Below are 26,082 nucleotides of genomic sequence, written 5' to 3'. Positions count from 1 at the left end.
GATCTGTGCAAAATGGACACATGCCTCAGTCGAACCCGATCAGCGCCTGGAAATCCCTTCGCGACGGCAACGACCGTTTCGTCAACGGCACGTTGTTGCATCCTAATCAGGGCGCCGCGGATCGAGCCAAGCTCGTCGGCGGTCAGCATCCGACCGCCATCCTCTTCGGTTGCGGTGATTCCCGCGTGGCCGCCGAGCTCATCTTCGACCAGGGCCTCGGCGACATGTTCGTGGTGCGCACGGCAGGCCACGTCGTCGACTCGTCGGTGCTCGGCTCCATCGAATACGGCGTGCAGATCCTCAACGTGCCGCTGATCGTGGTGTTCGGCCACGACAGCTGCGGCGCGGTGAAGGCCACCCTCGACGCCCTCGACGGCGGCGAGGTCCCCGGCGGGTTCATCCGGAGTCTGGTCGAGCGCGTCACCCCGTCGGTGCTGCTCGGCCGCCGCGAAGGACTGTCCACCGTCGACGAGTTCGAAGCGCGCCACGTCCAGGAGACCGCCGAACTGCTGCGTCAGCGTTCGTCGATCATCGCCGACCGGGTCGCCAGCGGGCAGCTCGCGATCGCGTGCGTCACCTACACCCTGGCCGACGGCAGGGCCAAGCTGCACAGCTCGCTCGGTGACATCGGCGAGGTCGCCTGAGCCGCGAACGCTCACATACGCCCAGCTCTCGGCGGGTGCGCGGGGCGTCGTCGACACGGTTGACGGCCCGACACGCCGTGCCCCTGAGTTGCTGTGCCGAGCGGTGCGCTTACCGTTGACTCGTGCTGGAACCGAATGGACCGCTGCCTCCGGAGATCTATTGGCGGCGACGTGTTTTTGCCATCGGCGTACTGGTCGTCGCGCTCGTGCTGGTGATCTGGCTGGTGGTCGCGGTATCGCGGGGCGGGGATTCGCCCGGCGATACCCAGACGGCGGCGACGTCGTCGACCGAGACGAACAAGCCGGCGGGGCAGGCTTCGACGAAGAAGGAAGCCGCGGCCGAATCGTCCACGCCGTCCGGCTCCGGCACCCCGAGCAGCGGCGCGCCGGTAGCGGCCGGTCAATGCTCGGATCAGTCGCTCGCGGTGAAGGTGACGGTCGCCCAGCCCACCTATCGGGTGGGTGAGCAGCCGGTCTTCGGCATCGTCATCACCAATATCTCCGCCGATCCCTGCACCCGCGATACGGGTTCGGGCCTCCAGCAGGTCTCCGTGCACACCCTCGACGGCCAGCGGCGGCTGTGGGCAAGCACCGATTGCTATCCGGACGGCGAGCCCGATGTCCGCACCTTGCAGCCGGGCGAGCAGGCCGCCTTCACCGTCACCTGGACCGGCGCGACCTCGCAGCCGGAATGCGCGGGGGAGCGGGTGCAGGTTCCTGCGGGCGCGTACACCGTGGTGGCGCAGCTGGGCGCGATCCGCAGTGCGCCGGAGCCGTTCAACATCGCCTAGGCCCTCGGCACCACCGGTCAGCCTTTGCCCTTGCCGAGGCCGGCCATCCGGATCGCGCCGCGCAATGACGTCGCCTCGATCAACTTCATCGGCGTCGATTTCGCATCGGTTCCCGGCGGCACGATCGCGGTGGTGAATCCGAGCCGCTCGGCTTCGGCGAGGCGCCGGGCTGTCGCGGTGACCCGGCGCACCTCGCCTGCCAGGCCCACCTCGCCGAGGATCACCCAGCCGGGTTCGATGGCGGTATCGCGCGCGGAACTGGCGATGGCCAGCGCCACCGCCAGATCGGCGGCGGGTTCGACCAATCGCATACCGCCGACCGTCGCGGCATAGATGTCCTGCTTGCCGACATAGAACCCGCAACGGCTCTGCAAGACCGCCAGAATCATCGCGACCCGGTTGTAGTCCAGTCCGCTCACCGCGCGCCGCGGCGCGGGCACCTGGGTGTCCACGGTCAGGCCCTGGACCTCGCCCACCAGCGGGCGCTTACCGTCGAGCGCGACCGTGACCGCGGTACCCGGCACCGAATCGGTGCGGTGGTGCAGGAACAGCCCCGACGGGTCGGCCACGCCGGTGATGCCGTCGTCGTGCAGTTCGAAACAGCCAACCTCGTCGGCGCTGCCGAAGCGGTTCTTGATGCCGCGCACCATTCGCAGGGTGGAGTTCTTGTCGCCCTCGAACTGCAACACCACATCCACCAGGTGCTCGAGGGTGCGCGGGCCGGCGACCGCGCCGTCCTTGGTGACGTGCCCGACCAGCAGCACGGCGATTCCACTGGATTTCGCCAGCGAGGTGAGCGCCGCCGTCACCGCGCGTACCTGGGTGACGCCGCCGATCACGCCATCGGTGTCCGGCGCGAGCATGGTCTGCACCGAGTCGACAACCAGCAGCGTCGGGCGCACCTGCTCGACATGTCCGAGCACGATCGACAGATCCGATTCCGCCGCCAGATACACCCGCTCGTGCACCGCCCCGGTGCGGTCGGCGCGCAACCGCACCTGCCCCGCCGACTCCTCGGCGGTCACGTACAGGGCGCGCTCGTCCCGAGCGGCGGCCCACCGATGCGCCACCTCGAGCAACAGCGTCGACTTACCGACCCCCGGCTCGCCCGACAGCAGCACCACCGACCCGGCGACGACGCCACCGCCGAGCACCCGGTCCAACTCCGCCACACCGGTCGACCGAGCCGCGGTGAGCTGGGAATCGACCTGCGAGATCGGCGAGGCGGCCGTACTCGGCAGCATGGCCCGCCGCCCGGCGGGCGCCGCCACCGAGGGAGCGATCTCCTCCACGGTGCCCCAGGCACCGCAGTCGGGGCACTTGCCCACCCATTTGGCGACCTCGTGCCCGCACGCGGAGCACTGGAACACCTGCTTACTCTTCGCCACACGCGCACCCTACGCATCCGCACCGACACGCCGCCCCGCAACGGCGAACGGCCGCCGCATCCGAGGATGCGACGGCCGTTGCGCTGTGGATCGGGGCTCAGTGCCCGCCCTTGGCACCGCCTTCGCTGGCGCGCGACAGGTCGGACTCGTGGCGCTCGGCCACGGTGCCCGCGTCGACCGGCACCTGCATCTGCACGGTGCCGTTCTCCTTGAAGTCGAAGGTCACGGTGTAGGTGAGACCGGGGGTGATGTCCTTGGTCAGACCGGTGATCTCGATGCGCGCCGGATCGGCCTCGGGGTCCTCGCCCTCGGCGGCGGCCGGAGCAGCGGTGGTGGTGGTCGGCGCTGCGGTGGTGGTCTCGGTGCCGTGCTGCTCGCCGGAGCTGCCGTGCTCGTCGGAGGAACCGTGCTCACCCGCGGCGGCGGTGGCGTCGGCGCCCGCGGCCACGACGGTCTGCTGCGGCTTCAGCTTCAGCGTCGAACCGCCACCGGGGGCGGTGATCTTCACTTCGCCCAGATCGGTGCTGATCTTGGTGAGCTCGTCGGCGGTGGTCTCGCTGGTGTTGACGAACGACAGCGCCAGCACGGCCTTGCCGCCCGTGGCATTGGTGTGCTCGCCGCTGGGCGGGTAGACGATGTGCACGTTGCGCAGCGAGATCTTGCCGACGTCGGCATGGTTGCCGTTGATCGCGGCCACCTGGTCGGCGGTCTGCGAGATCTGGCCGGCGCTGCAGCCGGTCAGGGCGAGCGCCGCGCCGGCCGCGAGGGCGGCAACCATCGCCATGCGACGCCGCGGGGTCGTACCTGCCGCCGGGGCGGTCACAGCTTTCAGGGCAGTCACGGGTTGTCCTCCATGTCGAGCGGGCTCACTCCAACTAGGGACTGTAGTAGTTGGCCGGGAGTACCGGGCGCGCGGGGAGTATGTGTCGGGTCCGGATCGCCTGGGCGCGGAGGCGGGTGCGCCGGGCCGCGCGTAGGTGCGTGCGGTGGTGCGCCCGGCCGCGTGCGTGCGCGAGTTCCGCCTGAAAGCGGAAGCTCGCCCGTCGCGGCGCGCCCGCCCGCGGGGCGCGACGGGCGACGCGCGGAAGCGTTGTCTCGGGGTGATCACGATTCGCGGTTGTGCGCGCGGCTGTGCGCAGTGCTACTGTCCCGCTGGGTTTCCCGGCGCTGGAAGTGCCAGGAGGTAACTCGTTCTGGCGCAACGCAATGCACATCGCGCAGATTCTGTCAAGCCCCGAGGTCGGCCCGTTGTGGCCCTGACCTGCACAGTTGATCGCGCCGTTATCGAGCCGCATGTTAAACTGTGAACATCGAAAGGGGCACGGGACACATGATTTTTAAGGTCGGAGACACCGTCGTTTACCCCCACCACGGAGCGGCGCTGATCGAAGCTATCGAGACTCGCACCATCAAGGGTGAGCAGAAAGAGTATCTGGTCCTGAAGGTCGCCCAGGGTGACCTGACTGTTCGGGTTCCCGCAGAGAATGCGGAATACGTCGGCGTCCGCGACGTCGTCGGGCAGGAAGGTCTCGATCGGGTTTTCCAGGTGCTACGTGCGCCACATACGGAAGAGCCGACCAACTGGTCCCGCCGCTACAAGGCCAACCTGGAGAAACTCGCCTCCGGCGATGTGAACAAGGTGGCCGAGGTCGTCCGCGATCTGTGGCGTCGGGAGCAGGACCGCGGTTTGTCCGCGGGCGAGAAGCGGATGCTGGCGAAGGCCCGGCAGATCCTCGTCGGTGAGCTCGCGCTCGCCGAGGGAACCGACGACGGCAAGGCCGAGACGCTGCTCGACGAGGTTCTCGCAGCGGCTTCCTGACCGTGAACAGCTCTGACGGCCGCGGCCGCGTGGTCGCGTTGGTGCCTGCCGCCGGCCGTGGCGTGCGCTTGGGTGAATCGACACCCAAGGCGTTCGTCGCGGTCGGCGGTACACCTATGCTCAGATCCGCCGTCGATGGGCTGCTCGCCTCGAATGCCGTGGACGAGATAATTGTCATGGTTCCGACCGAACTGGTGCAGACCGCAGTTGCCCTCCTGCCGTCCTCCGCGCCGGTCCGCGTCGTCGTCGGCGGGGCCGAACGCACCGATTCGGTCCGCGCCGGAATCGCCGCCGCTCCGCAGGCCGCCTACTACCTCGTTCACGACGCCGCCCGCGCGCTCACCCCGCCCGAGCTGATCGCCAGGGTGGCCGCTGAGCTGCGCGCCGGGCATACGGCCGTGGTGCCGGCGCTACCGGTCGTCGACACGGTCAAATCGGTGGACGAGCACGGCATCGTGACCGGAACGCCCGACCGATCGGGCCTTCGCGCCATCCAGACCCCGCAGGGATTCGCGGCCGATTTGCTGCGCGCCGCCTACGCCGCCGACGTCGCCGCCACCGATGACGCCGGGCTGGTCGAACGGCTCGGCCATCCGGTCCGCACGGTGCCGGGCGATCCGCTCGCTTTCAAGATCACCACCCCGCTCGACCTGCGCCTGGCCGAGGCCGTACTCGCCGGCGCCGAACTACCCACGGCGGGGGTCCGATGACCATGCGCGTCGGCATCGGCAGCGATGTCCATCCCATCGAACCCGGCCGCCCGTGCTGGATGGCCGGGCTGCTCTTCGACGGCGATGACGGCTGCGCCGGCCACTCCGACGGTGACGTCGCCGCGCACGCGCTCTGCGACGCCCTGCTCTCGGCCGCGGGGCTCGGCGATGTCGGCGCCGTCTTCGGCACCGGCCGCCCGGAATGGGCGGGCGTCTCCGGCGCCGCCATGCTGAAAGAAGTGCGCCGACTCCTCGACGAGGCCGGATACGACGTGGTCAACGCGGCGGTCCAGGTGATCGGCAATCGCCCAAAGATCGGTCCGCGCCGGGCCGAAGCGCAGCAGGTGCTCGGCGATCTGCTGGGCGCCCCGGTCTCGGTATCGGGCACCACCACCGACGGTCTCGGGCTCACCGGACGCGGTGAAGGCGTCGCCGCCATGGCGACCGCACTGCTGCACTGTCGTTAGTCCAGCCTCGCCGACCGCCCGCCGTACCGGCCGGGACCTGTCGGAACTTCGATACTCCGCCCGCAGCGCAACCCCATATACCAGCTAGGATCGACTGCCGTGACTCTGCGCCTATTCGACACCGAGACGCGGACCATGCGTGATTTCACGCCACTGGTCCCCGGCCATGCCTCGGTGTACCTGTGTGGCGCCACCGTGCAGGGCGAACCCCACATCGGACATGTGCGCAGCGGCGTCGCCTTCGACGTGCTGCGTCGCTGGCTCACCGCCAACGGCCACGATGTCGCGTTCATCCGCAATGTCACCGATATCGACGACAAGATCCTGAACAAGGCCGCCGCCGCGGGCCGTCCGTGGTGGGAGTGGGCCGCGACCCACGAACGCGCCTTCGACGAGGCGTATCGGCAGCTCGGTGTGCTGCCGCCCTCGGCGGAGCCCCGCGCCACCGGCCACATCACCCAGATGGTCGAGCTCATGCAGCGGCTGATCGACCGCGGGCACGCCTATGCCTCGGCGGGCAACGTCTACTTCGATGTGGTCAGCTTCCCCGAGTACGGCGCGCTGTCCGGGCACCGCCTCGATGACGTGCACCAGGGCGAAAGCGCAGGCGAGGGCAAGCGCGATCCGCGCGATTTCACCCTGTGGAAAGCCGCCAAGCCGGGCGAGCCCACCTGGCCGTCGCCGTGGGGGCCCGGCCGCCCCGGTTGGCATCTGGAATGCTCGGCGATGGCCGAGTTCTATCTCGGTTCTTCGTTCGATATCCATTGCGGCGGAATGGATCTGGTCTTCCCGCATCACGAGAACGAGATCGCCCAGTCCAAGGCGGCCGGTGACGGTTTCGCCCAGTACTGGCTGCACAACGGCTGGGTCACCCTCGGCGGCGAGAAGATGGCCAAGTCGCTGGGCAATACGCTCTCGGTGCCGAATGTGCTCAAGCAGGTCAGGGCCGTGGAGCTGCGGTTCTACCTCGGTGGTGCGCACTACCGGTCGATGCTGGAGTACTCCGAGAAGGCCCTGCACGACGCCGCCCAGACCTACCAGCGCATCGAGGCTTTCGTGCAGCGGGTGGTCGAACGCGGCGGTGACGTGCCGGTCGGCAAATGGACCGACGCCTTCGCCGCAGCGCTCGACGAGGATCTCGCGGTGCCGAAGGCGCTGGCCGAGATCCACCACGTGGTGCACGAAGGCAATAAGGCACTCGACGCCGGTGTGCTGGAGACCGCGCGCGAGCATGCGAGCCAGGTGCGCGGCATGCTGGCCATTCTCGGGGTCGATCCGCTGGATCCGCAGTGGTACACCCCCGGTGATTCCTCCGCCGCGACCGCCGCGCTCGATGTGCTGGTGACCGCCGAACTCGAACGGCGTCAGCAGGCGCGTGCCGACAAGGACTGGGCGACCGCCGATGCGGTGCGCGACCGGTTGCACGCCGCGGGTGTCGAAGTCACCGATACCCCCAACGGCCCGGAATGGTCGCTGGTCACCCCACAGCCAGGAAAGGCCGACTGATGGCAGGCAATTCGCAGCGCCGAGGCGCTGTCCGCAAGGGCGGAACCAAGAAGGGCCAGGTTGTCGGATCCGGCGGCAAGCGCAGGCGCGGGCTCGAGGGCCGGGGCGCGACCCCGCCCGCCGAGGCGCGCAAGTACCATCCGGCGGCCAAGCGCGCCGCGGCGAAAGCCAAAGCGGCGCAAGCGGCTTCGGGTGGCCGCCAGACCCGCACGGCCGGTCGCAAGAGCGATGACGGGCCGGAAATGGTGCTCGGGCGCAACCCGGTCGTCGAATGCCTGCGCGCCGGGGTACCCGCGACCGCGCTGTATGTGGCGGTCGGCACCGAGAACGATGAGCGGCTGACCGAGAGCGTCCGGATCGCCGCCGACACCGGCATTTCCATTCTGGAAGTTCCGCGCACCGATCTGGATCGGCTCAGCGCCAATGGATTGCACCAGGGCCTGGCCCTGCAGGTGCCGCCCTACCGCTACGCCCACCCCGACGATCTGGCCGAACGGGTCCGCGATTCGGGGCAGCCCGCGCTGATCGTGGCGCTGGACAACATCTCCGATCCGCGCAATCTCGGCGCGGTGATCCGCTCGGTCGCCGCCTTCGGCGGTCAGGGTGTAGTGATCCCGCAGCGGCGCAGTGCCAGCGTCACCGCGGTGGCCTGGCGTACCAGCGCCGGTGCCGCGGCCCGGCTGCCCGTCGCCCGTGCCACCAATCTGACTCGCACGCTGAAGGATTTCGCCGCCAAGGGCTATCAGATCGTCGGCCTGGACGCCGGCGGCGACACCACCCTCGACGAGTTCGACGGCACCGCGCCGACGGTGATCGTGGTCGGTTCCGAAGGCAAGGGCCTGTCGCGACTGGTTCGCGAGAGCTGTGACGCGATTCTGAGCATCCCGATGGCGGGTCCGGTGGAGTCGCTCAACGCCTCCGTCGCAGCGGGTGTGGTGCTCGCCGAAGTGGCCCGTCAGCGCCGGGTCTGAGACCGACCGTGCCCGGGCGGACACGCTCGTCCGGGCGCGTGCACGAAACGCCGCGCGGCCGCGACACCCGGTAAAGAACGCGCAAAGGCGCCTTACCCCCGTACAATTCGGCTCGTGGTGATACCCAATCAGCCCATCGGTCAGACGATCGAGCACCCGCGGGCGACCATGGTGCTGGTGCTCGGCGCCGTGAGTTTGATGTGCTGTGGGGTCCTCGGGCCGGTGGCCTGGGCGCTGGGCAAACAGGCGCTCGACCAGATCAACGATTCCCACGGCGCGCTGAGCGGCCGCGCGCAGGTGATGGTCGGCTACATCCTCGGCGTCATCGGCACCATCATGATGATCATCTGGGCGCTGCTGTTCCTGTTGATCCTGCTCGGCGGCAACGCCTAGCCGCGGCCGGAGCGAGGCGCGGGCAAGATCATCGACCCGAGCGGCGCGCGGCGGGCCCTGGCCCACCGCCCGATCCGGTCAGCGCAGGCTCGGCCGTTCCGGTTCGTCGGGGTTATCCCACGCGGGCCATTCCTCGGAGATCGAACCGGACCACTCCGGTTGGCGCCGCTCCCGGAACGCCGTCATCGCCTCGCCACCGTCGATGCTCTTGGCGACGTGCTGATTCAGCTCGGACTCCAGCCGCCCGACCACCGATGGCGCCATATCCATGCTCTCCCACAGCAGCCGCTTGGACAGCGCGGCCGTCAGCGGGGCCGAACCATTGGCGATATCGTGCGCCACCGCCAACGCCGTCGGCAGCACCTCACCGCCCGGCAGGCAGGCATTGGCCAGGCCCATCGCCTTGGCCTCCGCGCCGTCGAAGGTGCGGCCGGTGAGCAGGATGTCGGCGGCATTGGCCAGGCCGGCCAGCCGCGGCAGCGTCCAGTGCGCGTAACCGTCGGCGAGGACGCCGCGACGCACTTGGCTCAGCCCGTACACCGCGTCGTCGGCCAGGTAGCGCAGATCGCATTGCAGCGCCAGCGCCAGCCCGATGCCGACGGCGTGCCCGTTGACGGCGGCGATCACCGGTTTGCGCACCCGGAACGGCGGCGGGTCGATGGTGCCGGTCACCTCGCCGACCCGGTCGGACAGATCGGCGCCCGCGCAGAACGCGGGTGGCGTGCCGGTGATGACGACGACGCGGATGGCGTCCTCGATATCGCAGCGCTGCAAGGCCGCGCTGAGTTCGGCGATCATCGCCGGGGTGAAGGCGTTCTGCTGGGCGGGGCGATTCAGGGTGAGGACGGCGATGCCCGCGGAGACATCGACGAGCAGTTCCGAACTCATGTCTTGGATCGTAGACGACCGCGCCCCGACCGGTGGGCGCTCGGCCGGGGTGCTCAGGGGCGCAGGATCTTGCGGCCGATGGCGTACTTGTGCACCTCGGTCGGGCCATCGTAGAGCCGGAACGCGCGCATATCGCGGAAGATCATCTCCACCACGGTCTCGTCGCTGATGCCGATGCCGCCGAGCACCTGCACACAGCGATCGGTGACCTTGAACAGCTCCTCGGAGACGAAGACCTTGGCCACCGAGCTCTCATGCCGTGCCTTCTCGCCCTGATCCATCAGCCAGCAGGCATGCCAGATCGTCAACCGGCACTGGTGCAGCGCGATCTCGTTGTCGGCCAGCATGAACGACACGCCCTGGTGTTCGCCGATGGTCTTGCCGAACGCGGTCCTGGTCTTGGCGTGGTCGACCGCGATGCTGTGCGCCCGCTCGGCCGCCCCAAGCCAGCGCATGCAGTGCGTGAGGCGGGCCGGGGCCAGCCGCAGCTGGGCGTAGCGCAACGCCTGACCCGCCTCACCGAGCAGCGCGTCCTTGGGCAGGGTCAGCTGGTCGAAGCGCACCACGCCGTGCCCGGCGACGTAATTGCGGTCCATGGTGTTCATGGTGCGTTCGATGACGATGCCGGGCTGATCGCCGTCGGTGAGGAACAGCGTCGGCCCGGCGGGCAGGTGCGGGTTCTCCGCGAGGCGGGCCATGATGATCCAGGTCTTGGCGCCGTTCGCACCGGTGATCAGCCATTTGCGGCCGTTGATGGTGAAGTTCTCGCCGTCGAACGTGGCGGTGGTGGCCAGCTGGTTCGGGTCCGAGCCCGCGCCGCCGGGTTCGGTCATGGCGAACACCGAACGCTGGTGGCCGTTGATCACCGGCATCAGGTAGCGCTCGGTCTGCTCCGGGTTCGCGATCTTGGACAGCAGGAACATATTGCCTTCGTCGGGGGCGGCGCAGTTCATCGCGATAGGGCCGAGGGTGGACCAGCCCGCCGCCTCGTAGAGCACCGCCTGCTCGACGTGAGTGAGCCCGCGTCCGCCGAGTGCCTCGGGAGCCTGGATGGTCAGCAGCTTCTCCGCGCGGGCCAATTCGACCAGTTCCTGCCGCAGCTCATCGGTCGGGCCGTGCGCGGTGAGCCGTGGATCCCGCTCGAACGGCACGATCTTGTCGATGACGAACCGGCGGATCCGATCGCGTTCGGCGGCGAGGTCGGCGGGAATGCTGAAGTCGATCATCAGTGGTCACCATTCGGTCGGCGGCAGATGCGATGAGCATACGAAACGGCGGCACCCAGACTGAAGGCGGGCGCCATCAAATGGGGGATGGACCGGGCTGTCAGTGGCTGTCGGCGTTCTGTCGGTGCGCTGTCAGCGGCGGCGGGCAACGTCATCGGCACAGCGGGCGAGGCACCAGACCTCGAGCCGCGAGCCGCAGCCAACGAAAGGGATCGACAATGTCCGACCACGCGTTCTCCACAGCCGTCGCCACCATCGCGGAGCAGTTCGGCATGCCCGGTGTGAGCGCCGGGGTATGGGTCAACGGCACCGAGATCTTCGCCGCGCACGGCGTCACCAGCCTCGACAACCCGCTGCCGGTCGACGAGCACACCCTGTTCCAGCTGGGCTCGGTGAGCAAGACCCTGACCGCGACCACGCTCATGCGCCTGGTCGCCGACGGCAAGGTCGAACTCGACGCGCCGCTGCGCCGCTACCTGCCGGAACTCACCATCGCCGAGGATTCGGCCGCGGCCCGCATCACCGTGGCCCAGGTGCTCAACCACACCGCGGGCCTGGATTGGAATCATCTGATCGAGCCGGGTGAGGGCGACGACGCGCTGGCCGTATTCACCGCCGCCATGGCCGAGCTGCCGCTGATCGGGGAGCCGGGGGAGCGCTCCTCGTACAGCCAGGGTGGGTACAACATGCTCGGCCGGGTGATCGAGCAGGTCACCGGCCAGAGCTACGAACAGGCCGTCACCGAACTGGTGCTTGCTCCACTCGGTATGACGAACAGTGTGCTCAGCACCGGTGAGGCGATGCTGCGCCGATTCGCCGTCGGCCACGAATTCGACGCCGATGGCGCGCTCGCCGTCGTCTCGCGGTGGAAGCCCGGCCGGGCCAACAACCCGGGCGGCGGGCTGGCGGCACCGGCGGTCGACCTGTTGCGATGGGCGCGCTTCCACCTCGGCGACGGCCGGGCGGCGGACGGCACCGTGATCGTGCCCGAGCAGGTGTTGCGCTCGATGCGCCGACCGACCGTCACCCTGCGCGGCACCTCGCTCGGTGACGCCATGGGGATCTGCTGGTTCCTGCGCGAGGTCGACGGTGTGCAGACCGCCGGGCACGGCGGTTCCGGGTTCGGGCAGTTCTCCGAACTCTTGCTGGTCCCGGAACGCAATTTTGCGCTGGTCGTGATGAGCAATGCGAACCCCGACGGCATCCCGTGCAATCGCGCGATCATGCGCTGGGCGCTCGAGCACTACCTCGGCATCATCGACCGCGATCCGGAGCCGCTGCCCTATGACGGCGAGCGCGCCGCCGAGGTCGTGGGCCATTACGAGAGCGAGGCGATGACCTTCGACATCACCACCGACGGCGCCGGCCTGACCCTCGAGGTGCTGATCAAGCCGGAATTGCGCGCGGCGTCGGAGGAGGAGATGCCTGCCGACCATGAGCCGTTCCCGTTCGGCCTGCTGCCCGGCGACGAGTACATCGTGACGGCGGGGGCGTTCGAGGGTCAGCGCGGGTATTTCAGCAGGGACGCCGACGGTGCGGTGATCGGTGTCGACCTCGCGGGACGGTTGTTCGGCCGCGTCTCGTAGAGGGTCGCCGGAGAGCCCGGTCCGCTGTGCGGGCCGGGCTGATCGGCGTCGAAGGGTTGCCCGCATACTGCGCGGGCCTTCGTTCCAGCGATATCCACGCCGCATTCGGCCGGAGCCGACGCGCGATGCGCTGAAGGCCCGCGCCGGCGTCTGGAATGCTGAGCGCGTGCGTATCGCAGTACTCGGCCCCCTCACCGCACACACCGATGACGGGGAGCCGATCGCTATCGGTGGTCTGCGGTTGCGCATGCTGTTGGCGCGGTTGGCGCTGGAGGGTGGGCGCACGGTGTCCGTCGATGGCCTGATCGACGGACTGTGGGGCGCCGAGCCGCCGGTCGATGCGGCGGGTGCGTTGCAGGCGTTGGTCTCCCGGTTGCGCAGGGCCATGCCGGATCCGGCGGTGGTCGAGTTGGCGGCGGGTGGATACCGGTTGCGCGTGCGGGCCGAGGACGTCGATGCGTTCCGCTTCGAGGAATCGCTCGGCCGGGGCAGGCGCGAACTGGCGACGGGCAAACCCGAGGCCGCCGCCGACACGCTGGCCGCCGCGCTCGCACTGTGGCGCGGTCCGGCCCTGGCCGACCTGTCCGCCGCACCGTTCGCCGAGCTCGCCGCGAGCAGGCTGCACGAGCTGCGCGCCGCCGCCGAGGAGGAACACTTCGACGCGCAGTTGCGGGCAGGCAGGGTAGGCGAGATTCTCGCCGATCTCGAATCCGCCGGTGCGCGAAGGCCATTGAGTGAACGGCTGGCCGCATTGCGGATCCGCGCCTTGGCCGCGAGTGGGCGGCAATCCGACGCGCTGGCGGTCTACGAGCGGACTCGGGAATCGCTCGCCGCGGAATTGGGTGTCGATCCTTCGGCCGAATTGCAGCAGACCCATCTGGCGCTGCTGCGCGGTGAATTACCCAGGCCTGTCACCGGATCGGGGCGCGCGGCGAGCCGGATGCCGTTGCGGCTCACCAGCTTTGTCGGCCGGGACCGAGACCTGGAACGGCTCGCGCTGCGCCTGGCCGATGCCCGGCTGATCACGCTGGTCGGGCCGGGCGGTGCGGGCAAGACCCGGCTGGCGGTCGAGGGAGTGGCGCGACACCGCGCGGGCGAACGCGGTCGGGTGTGGTTCGTGTCGCTGGCCGGTGCCGCCGACGCCGATCAGGTGATCGAGGCGCTGCTCGGCGCGCTCGGACCCCATGAGGTGCGCCCGCCCGAGGGCGGCCCGTCCACGCCGACGGCGCGGGTGATCGCATCGCTCGACGTGGGCGAAGCGATTGTGGTGCTGGACAATTGCGAACACGTGCTCGACGCCGTCGCCGAGCTCGTCGACCGGCTGCTGGCCGCCCTGCCGGATCTGCGGATCGTCGCCACCAGCCGCGAAGCGCTCGCCCTCACCGGTGAATCGCTGCTTTATCTCGGGCCGCTGGGTGTGCCGGGAGACGCGGTGGACGTGCTGGATCCCGCCGCGCTGGCTGCGGTGCCGTCGGTGCGGCTGTTCGTCGATCGCGCTGTTGCGGTGCGCAGCGAATTCGCCCTGGATGCGACCACCGCCGGTGCGGTCGCCGAGATCTGTCGCCGCCTCGACGGGCTCCCGCTGGCCCTGGAGCTGGCGGCCGCCACCTTGCGCTCGATGAATATCCAGCAGCTCGCGCATCGTCTCGACGACCGGTTCCGCGTGCTCGAAGCGGGCAGCCGGACCGCGCTGCCGCATCAGCGCACCCTGCTCGCGCTGGTGGAGTGGAGCTGGGAATTGCTGAGCGAACCCGAGCGAATCCTGGCCCGCAGGCTGGCCGTGTTCCCGGGCGGTGCCACGCTGGCGGCGTTGGAGGCGGTATGCGCCGATGCGCGGTTGCCTGCTGCGAAGGTCTTCGGCACCGTGCGTGCGCTGGTGGAGAAGTCGATGGTGCAGCTGTCCGATGACAGCGATCCGCGCTATCGCATGCTGGAGACGATCCGCGCGTACGCGATCGAGCAGTTCGACCGCTCCGGCGACGATATCGCCGACGCGTTCGTCGCGTACCACCTCGAACTGGCCGCAACGCACGAACCCGTGCTCCGCTCCCGCGGTCAGCTCGAAGCCATCGCCCGCTTCGACGCCGAGCACGACAACCTGCTCGCGGCGCTACGCACCGCTCTCGACGGCGCCGATGCCGAGCGGGCGGCCGATTTCGTCGCAGTGATGTTCTGGTACTGGGGAATTCGCGGGATGAGCACCCATTTCGATTCCCATCTGGAAAGGCTGCGGCAGCGAGAACCGGAACTGCCCGAGCGCACCGCTGCCGCATTCGCGCTGATCCGGCTGTTCGCGGGCACCCCGGTCCACCGCGACCTGCCGGTCCTGGACCTGATCGCGAAAGCCGAAGCGGCCGGAGCACTCGAGTTCCATCCCGCGGTGCTGCTGCTCGCGCCGCGGTTGGCGTACGCGGCGGGCGACCCGGCCCTCGGTGACCGGCTGCTGGCGCGGGCTTCGTCCGCGCCGGATCCATGGGTGCGCGCGAATGCCCATTCGGCCCGGGCAGAACTTCATCCGGACCGGCGTACGGTCCAGGCCGGCGATGTTCGTGGCCACGTGGGCGAGGGGCTCACCGCTGCCGAGTCACGCGCGGCGGCGCTGGCGGAATTCGCATCGGTCGGTGACCGCTGGGGCCTGGGCATGGCCCTGCTCGCCATCGGCCAGGAGCATTCCCTGCGCGGACGCAGCGCCGAGGCCATCTCCGCCTTCGAACGCGGTGTGGCGCTGAGCGCGGAACTGAATGCCGCCGACCTCTTCCACTGCCGGGCCGCCCTCATCACCGAACGCATGCGCTCCGGCGATCTACCCGGCGCCTGGCGCGATCTCGAGGTGGCCCGCAGGCAGGCCGATGAGCTGGGCGACCGCCGCGCCGCGGCCGAAATTCTGTTCAGCGTCGCGGAATGGCATCGCCGCTGCGGTGATCCGGCCGCCGCCGACGCCGCTGTGGATCGCCTGGAGCCCCTGACCGATCGCCTCCAGCTCCCCGCAGCCGTCGCGGCAGGCCTTGTGGCCCGAGCCCGCATGGCCAACCGGCTCGTGGCCGGCGACCCGGCCGGCCCCCGGGGCTTCTGGCAGCAGGCCCTGTCGGCCTGCCTGGCTTGGGGAACCACCGCCGCCGCAGCCGAGGCCGCCGAACTACTCGCGCACTTGCGCGCCGCCGAGAACGCGCCCGAATCCGCCGCCACCGCGCTCGGCATGAGCGAATCCATCCGAGGCGAATTCGACGCGGGCGAGCCCCTCCTGGCCACCCTCATCGCCGGCTTGATCGCCGAACTCGGCGAGAGCGCCTTCCACCAGGCCTACCGGCGAGGCGCCGAGATGTCGCGCGATGAAGCCACCGCGCAATTGGGTTGACGCGATCCGGGGCGGCGGCGGACCGGCCGAATTCTGCGCGCCTGCTCTCGGCAGCTCGATCACGCATGACGCGGGCCCGGCTCCCGGGCCGGCAGCGACTGACACCGGCCGGCTCACATTCGGCGCGCCCAGCCCGGCGCGCCCAGCCCGGCGCGCCCAGACCGGCGCGCCCAGCCCGGCGCGCCCAGACCGGCGCGCCCAGCCCGGCGCGCCCAGACCGGCGCGCCCAGACCGGCGCGCCCAGACCGGCGCGCCCAGACCGGCGCGCCCAGACCGGCGCGCACAGACCGGCGCCCGGCCGACGAGCGCCGATCAGACCGCCGAACGCACCTCGCGCAGCTTCGGTGGCGGTCGCGGAAACGGCAGCTCCGGTGGCAGGTGCCGATCACTCGGCAGACGATGGAGGCGCCGGTTCGAGTACCGATACCGCTCGGTCCTGCGCTCGGCTGCGTGCCTGCTCGATCTCGTTGATGTGGTTCTCCGTCCATCGACGCAGCGCCGTGATGGGTTCGGCCAGGCTGCGCCCGAGCGGCGTGAGGTCGTACTCGACTCGGGGCGGGATGGTGGGGTGGACGGTGCGCGTGATGAAACCGTCGCCTTCGAGGCTGCGCAGGGTCTGGGTGAGCATCTTCTGGGAGACGCCCTCGATGCGTCGGCTCAGGTCGGTGTAGCGCATGGTGCCCTCGAGGAGGGCGTCCACGACGAGGATCGTCCACTTGCCTGCGATGTGATCCAGCACCTGGCGGGTGGGGCATTTCGCCGAGAAGACGTCGGCCGGCAGCCCGGAGGACTCCACAATGGTCGCCATGAAAGGAGAGTAACGCACTAATTAGTGCCCTCTTCCCAATGGCGAGTCACTCTCCAATAGTGAGTGGCATGCACACCATGTCTGTTGCCGAAGCCATCCGCACTCGCCGTACCGTTCGCCACTACCGTCCCGAGGCGGTCCCCGCGGCCGCGCTCGACGCACTCCTCGCTCTCGCCATCGAGGCACCCACCAGCTGGAATCTCCAGGACCGGTCCATCGTCGCCGTCACCAGTGCCGAAGGCCGTGCGGGGCTGACCTGGGCCACCGGTGGCCAACCACAGCCACAGGAGGCCCCGCTCATGCTGGTCTTCGTCGCCGAGCCGCTGTCCTGGCGCGAGGACCACAGCGACGTCTATGAGCAGGCTCGCCGCAATGGCGCGTGGAACGACGAGTTCGTCACGATGTTCTCCGCGGCATCGCAAGCCTTCCAGGCCGACCTCGAGGAGCGTGGCCTGCTGCGCGAGTACGCGATCAAGGACGCGATGATCGCGGCCAGCTATGTGATGCTCGCGGCGACGGAGATGGGATTCGCCACGTCACCGATGAACGGCTGGGACGAGGCCGCGGTGAAGAAGGTGATCGGCATCGACGACCGTGACGATCTGGCCATCGCCCTACTGATGTCCATCGGTTATCCGGCGGAGGAGCGGCGCCATCCTGGCCGTCGGGCTCGGGAACGCAATGTGTTCCACGAGTCGTACGGATCGCCGGGCGACCACCGGCGCTGACGAGCCCTCAGGCCGCCCTGGCGGCTCGGCGTCGCCGGGTGCCCACCAGTCGGGCCACCAGGTAGATCAGGAACGACAGTCCCGTCACGAAGGTGGACACCGGGACGCCGGGCGCCAGCGAGAGCAGGATGCCGCCGACGGCCGCGATTTCGGCGAACACCACCGTCAGCAGGGTGGCGCGAGCCGGACTCGCGGTGAGTTGCGCGGCGGCGGCCGCTGGAGTGATCAGCAGGGCCAGAACCAGCAGCGCCCCGACGATCTGGACGCCGAAGGCCGCCGTGATGCCGAGTAGCACCGCGAACACGATCGACAGCGCACGCACCGGCACTCCGCGCGCCACCGCGACTTCGGGGTCGGAGCTGGCGAACAGCAAGGGCCGGTAGACGAACGCCAGGACAGCGAGCACGCCGACGGTGCAGAACGCGAGCAGCCCGAGCCCGCTGTTGCCGACACTGACCACCTGCCCGGTCAGCAGCGAGAACTTCGAACCGGCACGGTCGGGGCCCAGCCAGAGGAACAGCACCGAGAGCCCGAGGCCGAACGAGAGCACCACCGCGATCACCGAATCACGTTCGCGCGCTTTCGTTCCCAATACACCGAACAGCACGGCCGCCACCACTGACCCGGCGATGGCGCCGAGCCCGACACCGATACCGGCCAGCAGCGCCGCCGCCGCACCGGTCAGCGACAGCTCGCTGGTGCCGTGCACGGCGAACGACATCTGCCTGCTGATGATCAACGGCCCGATCACCCCGGCCAGCAGTCCGAGCAGCGCGGCGGCGATCACCGCCTGCTGCACGAAGTCGTAGGACAGCAGATGCGCGGTGGTGGAGAAGTCGAACATCTTCGCTAGCACGTCGGCGAGCTTGTCGTTCACGCACGCGCCTCACTATCGCGCGGGGCCGGGTGCGGCGTGCCGGGATCGCCGTGGCAGTGCGCGCCCGCGGCGCCGAGCGCGTCCATGGTGTCGCCGGTACCGACGACCACCAGCCTGCCGCGCACCCGCAGCACATCCACCTCGGTCTGATACAGCTCGGACAGCACCTCGGAGGTCATCACCTCGTCCGGGGTGCCGATCCGGAACTTGCCGTCCACCAGGTAGAGCACCCGGTCGACCAGCGGCAGGATCGGGTTGATCTCGTGGGTCACGAACAGCACGGCGGTGTCGTGGATGCGGCGGCGCCGGTCGATCAGCTCCGACACCAGCCGCTGGTTCGCCAGGTCCAGGCTCAGCAGCGGTTCGTCACACAGCAGTACGCGTGGATCGCCGACCAGGGCCTGCGCCACTCGCAGCCGCTGCTGCTCGCCGCCGGACATGCTCTCCAACGGCGCGTCCGCGAACGCCTGCGCGCCCACATCGGCCACGGCCGCGGCGACCTTGCGCTTACGTTCGCGGCGCGTGCGCCAGCCGAGCCCCCACCGATGCCCGTCCACCCCGAGCCCGACCAGATCGGTGCCACGCAACTGCACCCCGGCATCGATGGTCTTCTGCTGCGGGATGTAGCCGATATCCGGATGCCCCGCCCGCGCGGGAACCCCGGCGATCTCGGCGCTGCCGGAGCTCAAGCCGAGTTGTCCGAGCAGCACTTTCAGCAGCGAGGTCTTACCCGATCCGTTCGGCCCGAGGATCGCGATGAATTCGCCGGGCGCCACCTCCAGATCGAGCCCCTGCCACAGTGTCCGATCGCCGAACGACAGCCGTGCCGAATCGAGCTTGATCGCCGGCGTGGCCGGGGCGGTGCGTTCCGGCGGTGCGGCCACGGGCGCGGACCGGTCGACCGGCGCCGTGGTCCCGCCCGGTACCGCGGTCTCGACCGGCGAACCGGCCACTTCCGGTTCGCCGGTGTCCACCAGCTCGGCCCGCTCGACCCGACGTTCGGCGCGCATATCAGTCCAGTGCCGAGGCGATGGCGCGGGCGTTGTCGGTCTGCCAGGTGACGTAGTCGACCCCGGCGGGCAGCGTTTCGGTCACCTCGATCACCGGGATACCGGCCGCCTCGGCCTGGGCGCGTAGTTCCTTGCTGGTGTTGTCCTCGGTCTGCACGTTGTAGACCATGGCGCGCACCTGCTTGCCGGTGATCAGATCGCGAGTGGCCGCCACGGCGGCCGGGGCCGGATCGGTTTCCTGCTCGATCGCCTCTTGGTACTCGTGTGGTGTCACGTCCTTGGCGCCGGCGTCGAGCAGCAGGTAGTGCGCGAGCGGTTCGGTCTGCACGATCGGGGCGCCGGGGTCCGACGTGCGCGCCGGCGTGGTGTAGGAGCGGACGCCGTTGAGGCTGTCCTTGAAGGCTGCCGCGCGGTCGGTGTATCCGGTGGCATGGTCGGGGTCGATCTCCCCGAGGGCCTTCGCGATCTGGTCGGCGACCACCGCGACGGTGTCGATGTCGTACCAGACGTGCTCGTTCTCGTCGTCGCGGATGTCCTCGGCGCGCGAGGCGAAGGCGTCGACGGTGCGCTTGCCGGTGCCCTCGATGGCCTTCTCGATGAATTCGTCGTAGCCGCCGCCGTTGTAGACCACCAGATCGGCGTCGGTGATCGCGGCCGATTCGATGGCCGAGGTCTCATGCGAGTGCGGGTCGGCGGCGGGGTCGGTGATGATCGATTCGACTTCGGCGTCCGGCCCGGCAACGGTAGCCGCGATATTGCCCCAGACATTGGTCGAGGCGACCACCGACGGCTTTCCCGACGCGTCGTCGGAGCCGGTGCCGCAGGCCGTGAGGCTCAGCGCGGTCGCCAGACCCACCGCGACGGTTGCGAAGGTGGTGGCAGATCTGGTTCTCACGCGGGCTCCCGGAAAGCTTAATGGAAATCGTTTCCGTTTTACTTTATCAGGGCGTTTCTGCGGATACGAACCGAATCCGTGTGATCTGTGTTCCCCGGACGCGGATCGGCCCACGTCGGCGACCGGCGGGCAGCCTGCCGTCGACGTGGGCCGTGGTCCGGATCAGCTCACCAGCGCGTTCACCGGCTGGCTCAGCAGCTGAGCGCAGCGCAGCAGACCGAGATGGCTGTAGGCCTGCGGATGGTTGCCGAGGGAACGCTCGGCCACCGGGTCGTACTCCTCGCTGAGCAGCCCGGTCGGCCCGGCCACGTCCACCAGCTGGGCGAACAGCGCCTCGGCATCGGAGCGCTTGCCGATCAGCAGGTACGCCTCCACCAGCCAGGCCGCGCACAGATGGAACCCGCCCTCGCCGCCGGGCAGGCCGTCGTCGTGGTGGTAGCGGTACACGGTGGAACCGCTGCGCAGCTCCGCCTCGGTGGCGACGACGGTGGCCGCGAAACGCGGATCCGACGGATCGATCAGCCCGCTCAACCCGATGTGCAGGGTCGCGGCGTCCAGATCGGTGCCGTCGTAGGCGGCGGTGAACGACTGCACTTCCTCGTTCCAGCCCTTGGTCTTGACCTCGTCGGCGATCTGATCGCGCAGCGCGGCCCACTCCGGATGGATCGGGCGGTCGAACTTCTGCGCGAGGGTGAGCGCGCGGTCGATGGTGAGCCAGCCCATCACCTTGGAGTACACGTGGTGGCGCGGGTTGCCGCGGATCTCCCAGATGCCGTGGTCGGGCTCGTGCCAGCGCCGCTGCACCGCCGAGACCATGGCGTGCACCAGCTCCCAGTCCTGATCCGGCAGCGCCATCCGCGGATCGCCGACGCCCTGGGTTTCCCTTGCGTGCGCCAAGGTGGCGATCAGATCCACGATCGGGCCGAAGACGTCCAGCTGGACCTGCATGTTCGCCGCGTTGCCGACGCGCACCGGCCGAGATCCAGCATAGCCGGGCAGCTGATCGATGACGGCCTCGGGCGGCAGCGTCTCGCCGTAGAGCGTGTACAGCGGGTGCAGCCGCTCAGGGCCGGGCAGCGTCTCCAGCACCCGGTGCACCCAGCCGAGGAAGTCCTCGGCCTCACTCAGTGAACCCAGCGACACCAGCGCCGACGCGGTGAGCGCGGCGTCGCGCAGCCAGCAGTAGCGGTAATCCCAGTTGCGCACGCCGCCGATGTCCTCGGGCAGCGAGGTGGTGGCCGCGGCCAGGATCGAGCCGGACGGTGCGTGCACCAGCCCGCGCAGGGTCAGCGCGGAGCGCTTCATCAGATCCGGCTTCAGCGGCGGCAGGTCAAGCGAGGCCGCCCAGGAGGACCAGTAGGTCTCGGCGATCCGCCTGCGCTCGGGTTCCGGCGTCATGGCGGGCGCGAGATCCGGTGTGCCGCATCGCAGTTCCAGCACCACCGGGCCCTGCGACGGATCGACGACGGCGGTCGCGGAGCTGTGCACGCCGTCGCTCTGGATGGTCCATTCGACGCCGGGGGAGCGCAGCACCGTCGGATCGTTGGTGCCGCGCACCCGCAGCCCGTTCGGCTCGGCCTCGATGGTGACCGGCACCTGGCCGAATTCCGGACGCGGCGCGAAGGTCACCACGGCGCGCGTGTCGCCGGTGATCACGCGAGTCAGATCGGTGCGGTCGGGCGCCACGTCATGCGGCAGATAGTCGACCACTTGCAGCTTGGCCCAACGGGTTTCGACGGTCATGGTGCCGTCGATGTAGCGCTGCGACAGCGGCAGGCCCGGGCGTTCCGGCGCGATGCTGAAATGCCCGGCCTGCGGTCCGCCGAGCAGATGGGCGAACACCGCGGCCGAATCGGGTTCGGGATGGCAGAACCAGGTGACCGTCGCGTCGGGCGTCAGCAGCGCCACCGAGCGCGGGCTCGCCAGCATGCTCAGCCGCTCGATGCGGGGCGCGCTGGCGCCGGCCAGCCAGGTGCGGCGCTCCTCGAGCAGAAAGGCCAGCGCGCACGACACGGCCTCGGTATTGGGCACGCGGTACTTGGCCAGGCTCTCGCCCTCGCCGACCTTGATGCCGACGTCGGGACCGGACAACATCCGGAAGGCCTTCTCATCGGTGACGTCGTCGCCGAAGAACACCGCCGCCGACGCGCCCTCCTGATGCCGGATGGTGTCGAGCGCGCTGCCCTTATCGGTGGGGATGACGGCCAGCTCGATGACGGCCTTGCCCTCGGTGACCTGCACCCCGACCCAGCAGGCCGGGCCCTGGCGAACCTGATTGAGCGCGCGCCGCCCGATCTCCGGCCCGGCATTGCGCACGTGCAGCGCGATGCTGGCCGGCTTGGTCTCGACCGTCACGCCCGGATTCTCCGCGGCGATCTGATTCAGCGCGGTGGTCAGTTCTTGCAACAGCTGCTTGGCGTCGTTGTCGATGGCGTGCACGAAGCCGACATCGAACTCCGAGCCGTGGCTGCCGATCAGCTGCACCTCGACGGGCAGCCGCGACAGCGCCGCGAGATCACGCAGCGCCCGGCCGGAGATGACGGCGGCCGTGGTGCCGGACAGGCCGGCCAGCGCGCGTAACGCGCGGACCGACTCGCCGTGCGGGTACGCCTTGGCCGGATCGGACACGATGGGTGCGATAGTCCCGTCGTAATCCGATGCGACCAACAGGCGTGGGACCCGCGCGACCGTCGACAGGGCACGACGAAGTTCCAGTGGGAGATCCTGTGCGCTCACGCATCCAACCTTATGGATCGGAGGAGTTTTTCAGGGGGCGCGCATGACAATACTGGGTTGAATTCTCATCACCGACATGCGGCGATGCCCGTGTGCTGCCCGTGTGCCGCCTCTTTGCTCAGGAGTTGTTGCCGAGCAGCAGGTCGACGGTCAATTCCAGGCGTTCGGTGACGTCGGTCGCCGAGGCCCTGCGGGTGAGCCAGGCCACCAGGTTCGACAGCCACACGTCGCTGATGACGCGGGCGATGGCGAGCTGGCGTTCGGTGGGTTCGCCGTCGTTCATGGCACGGGCGAAGACCCGGTCCATCACCTTGCCCACGCGATCGACTTCGGCGGCGGCGGAGGCGTCGGCGAACATGAAGGCGCGGGTCATGGCCTCGGTGAGCAGCGGATCGCGCTGCATCATCCGGGTGATCTGGGTGAGCAGCAGGTGCATCCGTTCGCGCGGGGTCTGCCCGGCCAGCGGCTTGCGTTTGCCCTCGATCTGCTCGAATTCGCGCGAGAGCGCCGACACCAGCAGGTGCACCTTGGAGGGGAAGTAGCGGTACAGCGTGCCCACGGCGACGTCGGCGCGTTCGGCCACGGCGCGCATCTGCACCGCGTCGTATCCGCCCTTGGAGGCCAATGCCAGCGTCGCATCGAGGATGCGCTTGCGGCGTTCGCGCTGCGCGCTGGAGCTCAGCTCGTCCTCGCTGAGCGTGGTCACGGCGGCTCGGGTGCCCGCTGCGGGCGCCCCGTTCGAGTCGGCCGGCTGCGAACGGGAGGGGCTGGCCATCGGTGCTGGTCCTTTCGTGTCGGGCCGCGGCGGAGTGCGAGGCCCGCGTGGATTCGCGGGGCGTCACTCGCGCCGGACCCGCTCGGTCGGTGGGTCGTACGCGTTCGATCCTGTGGACGAAAGCATCGCTTGACTTCCGCCCGGCCAGGATATTAGAACATGTTCTAGGTGTGGGAGTCACGCCGGAAAGGCGGTATGTACTGTGACCATCGCCACCACTGACGAGCATAAAGCCGTTCAGGAGTCGATGAGCGGATGGGCTGCAGCGGTACGTCCGATTGCAACAATGCGGGACGATACGACCGGCTTCTGGCGCACGTACTGGGATCAGCTGACCGACCTCGGGATCTTCCGGGTGGCGGTCGACGAGCAGGCCGGCGGCGCGGGTGGATCGATCACCGATCTCGCCGTGCTGGTGGAGCAGGCCGCGCACGATCTGGTGGGCGGACCGGTGCTCACCACCGCGTTGGCCGGCGTGGTGACCGGCGGACGACTGGACGAACAGCAGCCGTGCGGAGTCGCACTCGACACCGTTGTCGAGTCGGCGAGCAGCTTATCGGCTGTGGATCGCCCGCGGCAGGGTGACGGCGGTGAGCTGGTGCTCAACGGGGTCTGGGAGACGGTGCTCGGCGCCGCGCCGGGCGCTGCGGTGCTGCTGCCGGTGCGGGTTGCCGACGGTTCGCGTTGGTGTCTGATTCCCGCCGAAGCCCCCGGTGTGACCATCGAGCCTCTGCCGGCATTGGATCCGAGCACCCCGCTGGCGCGGGTCCGCTGCGCCGAGGTCCAGGTGCCCGCCGCCGACGTGTTCGCCCCCGATTTCGCCGTCGAAGACCTGATCGTCGCGCTCACCACGGCCGAACTGGCCGGTGTCGCGGGCTGGTGCCTGGAGACCGCGGTCGAATACGCCAAGGTGCGTGAGCAATTCGGCAAGCCGATCGGCAGTTTCCAGGCCGTCAAGCACATCTGCGCGTGGATGCTGTGCCGCACCGAGCTGATCCGCTCGGTCGCCGCCGACGCCGCCGCGGCCGCCGACGACGCCCTCGCGAACCCCGCTGGCTCCGAACTGCCGATCGCCGCCGCCATCGCCGCCGCCATCTCCCTCGATGCCGCGGTCGAGACCGCCAAGGACTGCATCCAGGTGCTCGGCGGTATCGGCTTCACCTGGGAGCACGACGCGCACTTCTACCTGCGCCGCGCGACCGCGCTGCGGCAGCTGCTCGGCGGCGGCGGGTACTGGCGCGCGCGGGTGACCGAATTGACCAGGGCGGGTGCGCGCCGCACCACCGGCGCCGACCGCATCCTCGCCGACGCCGCCACCGAGACGGCATCGTCCGGCGAAGGCGTCGGCGCCGCGGTGGGTGTGGCGGCCGCCGTCGGCAACGCGGCCGCGGTCTCGCTCGAGCTCGGTGCGGCCGCGACCGGTGTGGCCGCCGAGGTCGCCGCGATCGCCGCACTGCCGGTCGATCAACAGCGCAAGGCCATGGTCGAGGCCGGCCTGGTCATGCCGCACTGGCCCGAGCCCTACGGCCGCGCCGCCGATCCGATGACGGGCCTGCTCATCTCGGAGGAACTCGCCCGCGCCGGATTGGAGACGCCGGACCTGGCGATCGGCGGCTGGGCCGTGCCGACCCTGTTGCAGCACGGCACCCCGGAGCAGATCGAGCGGTTCGTCTGGCCGACCCTGCACGGCGATGTCGTCTGGTGCCAGCTGTTCAGCGAGCCGGGCGCCGGTTCCGATCTGGCCGCGCTGCGCACCACCGCCACCAAGGTCGACGGCGGCTGGATGCTGCGCGGGCAGAAGGTGTGGACCTCGCTGGCCGACACCGCGAACTGGGGCATCTGCCTGGCCCGCACCGATCCGGCGGCGCCCAAGCACAAGGGCATCAGCTACTTCCTGGTCGATATGCGCAGCGCGGGCATCGAGATCCGTCCGCTGGTGCAGATCACCGGCGAGGCGAAGTTCAGCGAAGTCTTCCTCGATGACGTCTTCGTGCCAGACGAGTGCGTGGTGGGTGCGCTCGGCAACGGCTGGAAGATCTCCCGCTCCACGCTGTCCGCGGAGCGGATCGCCATGGGCGGCAAGGGGATCGGCCAGCTGCTCGAAGAGCTGGTCGGCAAGCTTCCCGCGACCGGCCCCGGTGCCGAGCTGATCAACGACCGGCTCGGCCGGTTCGTCGCCGACGCGACCGCCGGGCTGCTGCTGGAGCAGCGGGGTGCGGCGCTGATCCTGGCCGGCGCCGACGCGGGCCCGCAGAGCAGCGTGCGCAAGCTCGTCGGGGTGCGGCACCGGCAGGAGGTGGCCGAATTCGCCGTCGAGGTGGCGGGCCCGGCCGGCGCCCTCGACAACGAGGCGACCAAGGAGTTCCTGCTCACCCGCTGCCTGTCCATCGCCGGCGGCACCGAGCAGATCCTGCTGACCCTGGCCGGTGAGCGGATCCTCGGGCTGCCGAGGGATGGCAGCTGAATGCGCGAACAGGACACGGGGCCGGTGGCTTCGAGGAACGACTGG

Annotated in this window: 22 protein-coding genes; 12 read left to right on the top strand and 10 right to left on the bottom strand. The window is 69.7% G+C overall.

The genetic code is table 11. From position 1 onward, the window contains the following. Nucleotides 1-20 precede the first annotated feature (20 nt). Together AC5W7N_RS02645 and AC5W7N_RS02640 are read left to right on the top strand one after the other, a co-directional pair. Nucleotides 21-644, top strand: a complete 624-nt coding sequence (locus AC5W7N_RS02645; protein ID WP_163813623.1) for a carbonic anhydrase — start codon at nucleotides 21-23, stop codon at nucleotides 642-644. Nucleotides 645-766: 122 nt separating this feature from the next. Then, nucleotides 767-1,435, top strand: coding sequence for a DUF4232 domain-containing protein (locus AC5W7N_RS02640; RefSeq protein ID WP_194991402.1), 669 nt, complete (start codon nucleotides 767-769; stop codon nucleotides 1,433-1,435). Nucleotides 1,436-1,452: 17 nt separating this feature from the next. Here the strand turns inward: AC5W7N_RS02640 and radA are convergent, their stop codons facing one another. After that, entirely contained in the window at nucleotides 1,453-2,823 is a 1,371-nt protein-coding gene (radA, locus tag AC5W7N_RS02635; RefSeq protein ID WP_163813621.1) for a DNA repair protein RadA, read from the bottom strand. A gap of 97 nt (nucleotides 2,824-2,920) precedes the next feature. Continuing rightward, complete coding sequence (locus AC5W7N_RS02630; protein WP_416381995.1) at nucleotides 2,921-3,664, bottom strand: copper chaperone PCu(A)C domain-containing protein; 744 nt, start codon at nucleotides 3,662-3,664, stop codon at nucleotides 2,921-2,923. A 489-nt stretch (nucleotides 3,665-4,153) separates the two neighbouring features. Between AC5W7N_RS02630 and carD the strand changes: the two genes are divergently transcribed. From carD to AC5W7N_RS02600, 6 genes are all read left to right on the top strand, one after another. Beyond that, nucleotides 4,154-4,642: an RNA polymerase-binding transcription factor CarD gene (gene carD / locus AC5W7N_RS02625; protein WP_011206964.1), complete on the top strand. Its 489-nt coding sequence runs from the start codon at nucleotides 4,154-4,156 to the stop codon at nucleotides 4,640-4,642. A 2-nt stretch (nucleotides 4,643-4,644) separates the two neighbouring features. After that, nucleotides 4,645-5,352, top strand: coding sequence for a 2-C-methyl-D-erythritol 4-phosphate cytidylyltransferase (gene ispD / locus AC5W7N_RS02620; RefSeq protein WP_490724527.1), 708 nt, complete (start codon nucleotides 4,645-4,647; stop codon nucleotides 5,350-5,352). A gap of 2 nt (nucleotides 5,353-5,354) precedes the next feature. Beyond that, a complete protein-coding gene (gene ispF, locus AC5W7N_RS02615) occupies nucleotides 5,355-5,819 on the top strand; it encodes a 2-C-methyl-D-erythritol 2,4-cyclodiphosphate synthase (RefSeq protein ID WP_036532498.1) in 465 nt (154 codons plus the stop codon). A gap of 99 nt (nucleotides 5,820-5,918) precedes the next feature. Continuing rightward, nucleotides 5,919-7,325, top strand: a complete 1,407-nt coding sequence (gene cysS, locus AC5W7N_RS02610) for a cysteine--tRNA ligase (protein ID WP_163813619.1) — start codon at nucleotides 5,919-5,921, stop codon at nucleotides 7,323-7,325. Beyond that, nucleotides 7,325-8,296: a 23S rRNA (guanosine(2251)-2'-O)-methyltransferase RlmB gene (gene rlmB / locus AC5W7N_RS02605; RefSeq protein ID WP_163813618.1), complete on the top strand. Its 972-nt coding sequence runs from the start codon at nucleotides 7,325-7,327 to the stop codon at nucleotides 8,294-8,296. Before cysS ends, rlmB begins: the two co-directional genes overlap by 1 nt. A gap of 114 nt (nucleotides 8,297-8,410) precedes the next feature. Further along, nucleotides 8,411-8,689 (top strand): DUF4190 domain-containing protein, encoded by a 279-nt coding sequence (locus AC5W7N_RS02600; RefSeq protein ID WP_163813617.1) that lies wholly within the window; start codon nucleotides 8,411-8,413, stop codon nucleotides 8,687-8,689. Nucleotides 8,690-8,767: 78 nt separating this feature from the next. On the opposite strand, the gene AC5W7N_RS02595 is transcribed toward AC5W7N_RS02600, so the two are convergent. Both AC5W7N_RS02595 and AC5W7N_RS02590 read right to left on the bottom strand, forming a co-directional pair. Then, a complete protein-coding gene (locus AC5W7N_RS02595) occupies nucleotides 8,768-9,577 on the bottom strand; it encodes an enoyl-CoA hydratase/isomerase family protein (protein ID WP_163813616.1) in 810 nt (269 codons plus the stop codon). A 53-nt stretch (nucleotides 9,578-9,630) separates the two neighbouring features. Continuing rightward, nucleotides 9,631-10,803 (bottom strand): acyl-CoA dehydrogenase family protein, encoded by a 1,173-nt coding sequence (locus AC5W7N_RS02590; protein WP_490724528.1) that lies wholly within the window; start codon nucleotides 10,801-10,803, stop codon nucleotides 9,631-9,633. 218 nt (nucleotides 10,804-11,021) lie between these two features. Between AC5W7N_RS02590 and AC5W7N_RS02585 the strand changes: the two genes are divergently transcribed. Both AC5W7N_RS02585 and AC5W7N_RS02580 read left to right on the top strand, forming a co-directional pair. Then, on the top strand, nucleotides 11,022-12,389 hold the full coding sequence (locus AC5W7N_RS02585; RefSeq protein WP_490724529.1) for a serine hydrolase domain-containing protein: 1,368 nt from the start codon (nucleotides 11,022-11,024) through the stop codon (nucleotides 12,387-12,389). Continuing rightward, nucleotides 12,349-15,744, top strand: a complete 3,396-nt coding sequence (locus AC5W7N_RS02580; protein WP_495923179.1) for an AfsR/SARP family transcriptional regulator — start codon at nucleotides 12,349-12,351, stop codon at nucleotides 15,742-15,744. The genes AC5W7N_RS02585 and AC5W7N_RS02580 overlap by 41 nt, the downstream gene beginning before the upstream one ends. Before the next feature lie 385 nt (nucleotides 15,745-16,129). Here the strand turns inward: AC5W7N_RS02580 and AC5W7N_RS02575 are convergent, their stop codons facing one another. After that, nucleotides 16,130-16,552 (bottom strand): winged helix-turn-helix transcriptional regulator, encoded by a 423-nt coding sequence (locus tag AC5W7N_RS02575; protein WP_195020519.1) that lies wholly within the window; start codon nucleotides 16,550-16,552, stop codon nucleotides 16,130-16,132. Nucleotides 16,553-16,620: 68 nt separating this feature from the next. On the opposite strand from AC5W7N_RS02575, the gene AC5W7N_RS02570 reads away from it, so the two are divergent. Beyond that, nucleotides 16,621-17,280 (top strand): nitroreductase family protein, encoded by a 660-nt coding sequence (locus tag AC5W7N_RS02570; protein WP_228815232.1) that lies wholly within the window; start codon nucleotides 16,621-16,623, stop codon nucleotides 17,278-17,280. A 7-nt stretch (nucleotides 17,281-17,287) separates the two neighbouring features. On the opposite strand, the gene AC5W7N_RS02565 is transcribed toward AC5W7N_RS02570, so the two are convergent. From AC5W7N_RS02565 to kstR, 5 genes are all read right to left on the bottom strand, one after another. Beyond that, on the bottom strand, nucleotides 17,288-18,124 hold the full coding sequence (locus tag AC5W7N_RS02565) for a metal ABC transporter permease (RefSeq protein ID WP_178127857.1): 837 nt from the start codon (nucleotides 18,122-18,124) through the stop codon (nucleotides 17,288-17,290). Between the two features lie 29 nt (nucleotides 18,125-18,153). Continuing rightward, nucleotides 18,154-19,167: a metal ABC transporter ATP-binding protein gene (locus AC5W7N_RS02560; RefSeq protein WP_490724531.1), complete on the bottom strand. Its 1,014-nt coding sequence runs from the start codon at nucleotides 19,165-19,167 to the stop codon at nucleotides 18,154-18,156. Nucleotide 19,168: 1 nt separating this feature from the next. Continuing rightward, on the bottom strand, nucleotides 19,169-20,062 hold the full coding sequence (locus AC5W7N_RS02555; RefSeq protein ID WP_280498790.1) for a metal ABC transporter solute-binding protein, Zn/Mn family: 894 nt from the start codon (nucleotides 20,060-20,062) through the stop codon (nucleotides 19,169-19,171). Nucleotides 20,063-20,224: 162 nt separating this feature from the next. Then, nucleotides 20,225-22,798: a trehalose-phosphatase gene (gene otsB / locus AC5W7N_RS02550; RefSeq protein ID WP_163813610.1), complete on the bottom strand. Its 2,574-nt coding sequence runs from the start codon at nucleotides 22,796-22,798 to the stop codon at nucleotides 20,225-20,227. Nucleotides 22,799-22,916: 118 nt separating this feature from the next. Further along, entirely contained in the window at nucleotides 22,917-23,573 is a 657-nt protein-coding gene (gene kstR / locus AC5W7N_RS02545; RefSeq protein WP_175585883.1) for a cholesterol catabolism transcriptional regulator KstR, read from the bottom strand. Nucleotides 23,574-23,820: 247 nt separating this feature from the next. Between kstR and AC5W7N_RS02540 the strand changes: the two genes are divergently transcribed. After that, the gene (locus tag AC5W7N_RS02540; protein ID WP_495923176.1) at nucleotides 23,821-26,037 is read left to right on the top strand and encodes an acyl-CoA dehydrogenase family protein; all 2,217 of its coding nucleotides are present in this window, start codon (nucleotides 23,821-23,823) and stop codon (nucleotides 26,035-26,037) included. The last annotated feature ends 45 nt before the right edge of the window (nucleotides 26,038-26,082 follow it).

Source organism: Nocardia sp. CDC519, assembly GCF_059509835.1.
This window is presented reverse-complemented; position numbering and strand designations above follow the sequence as displayed.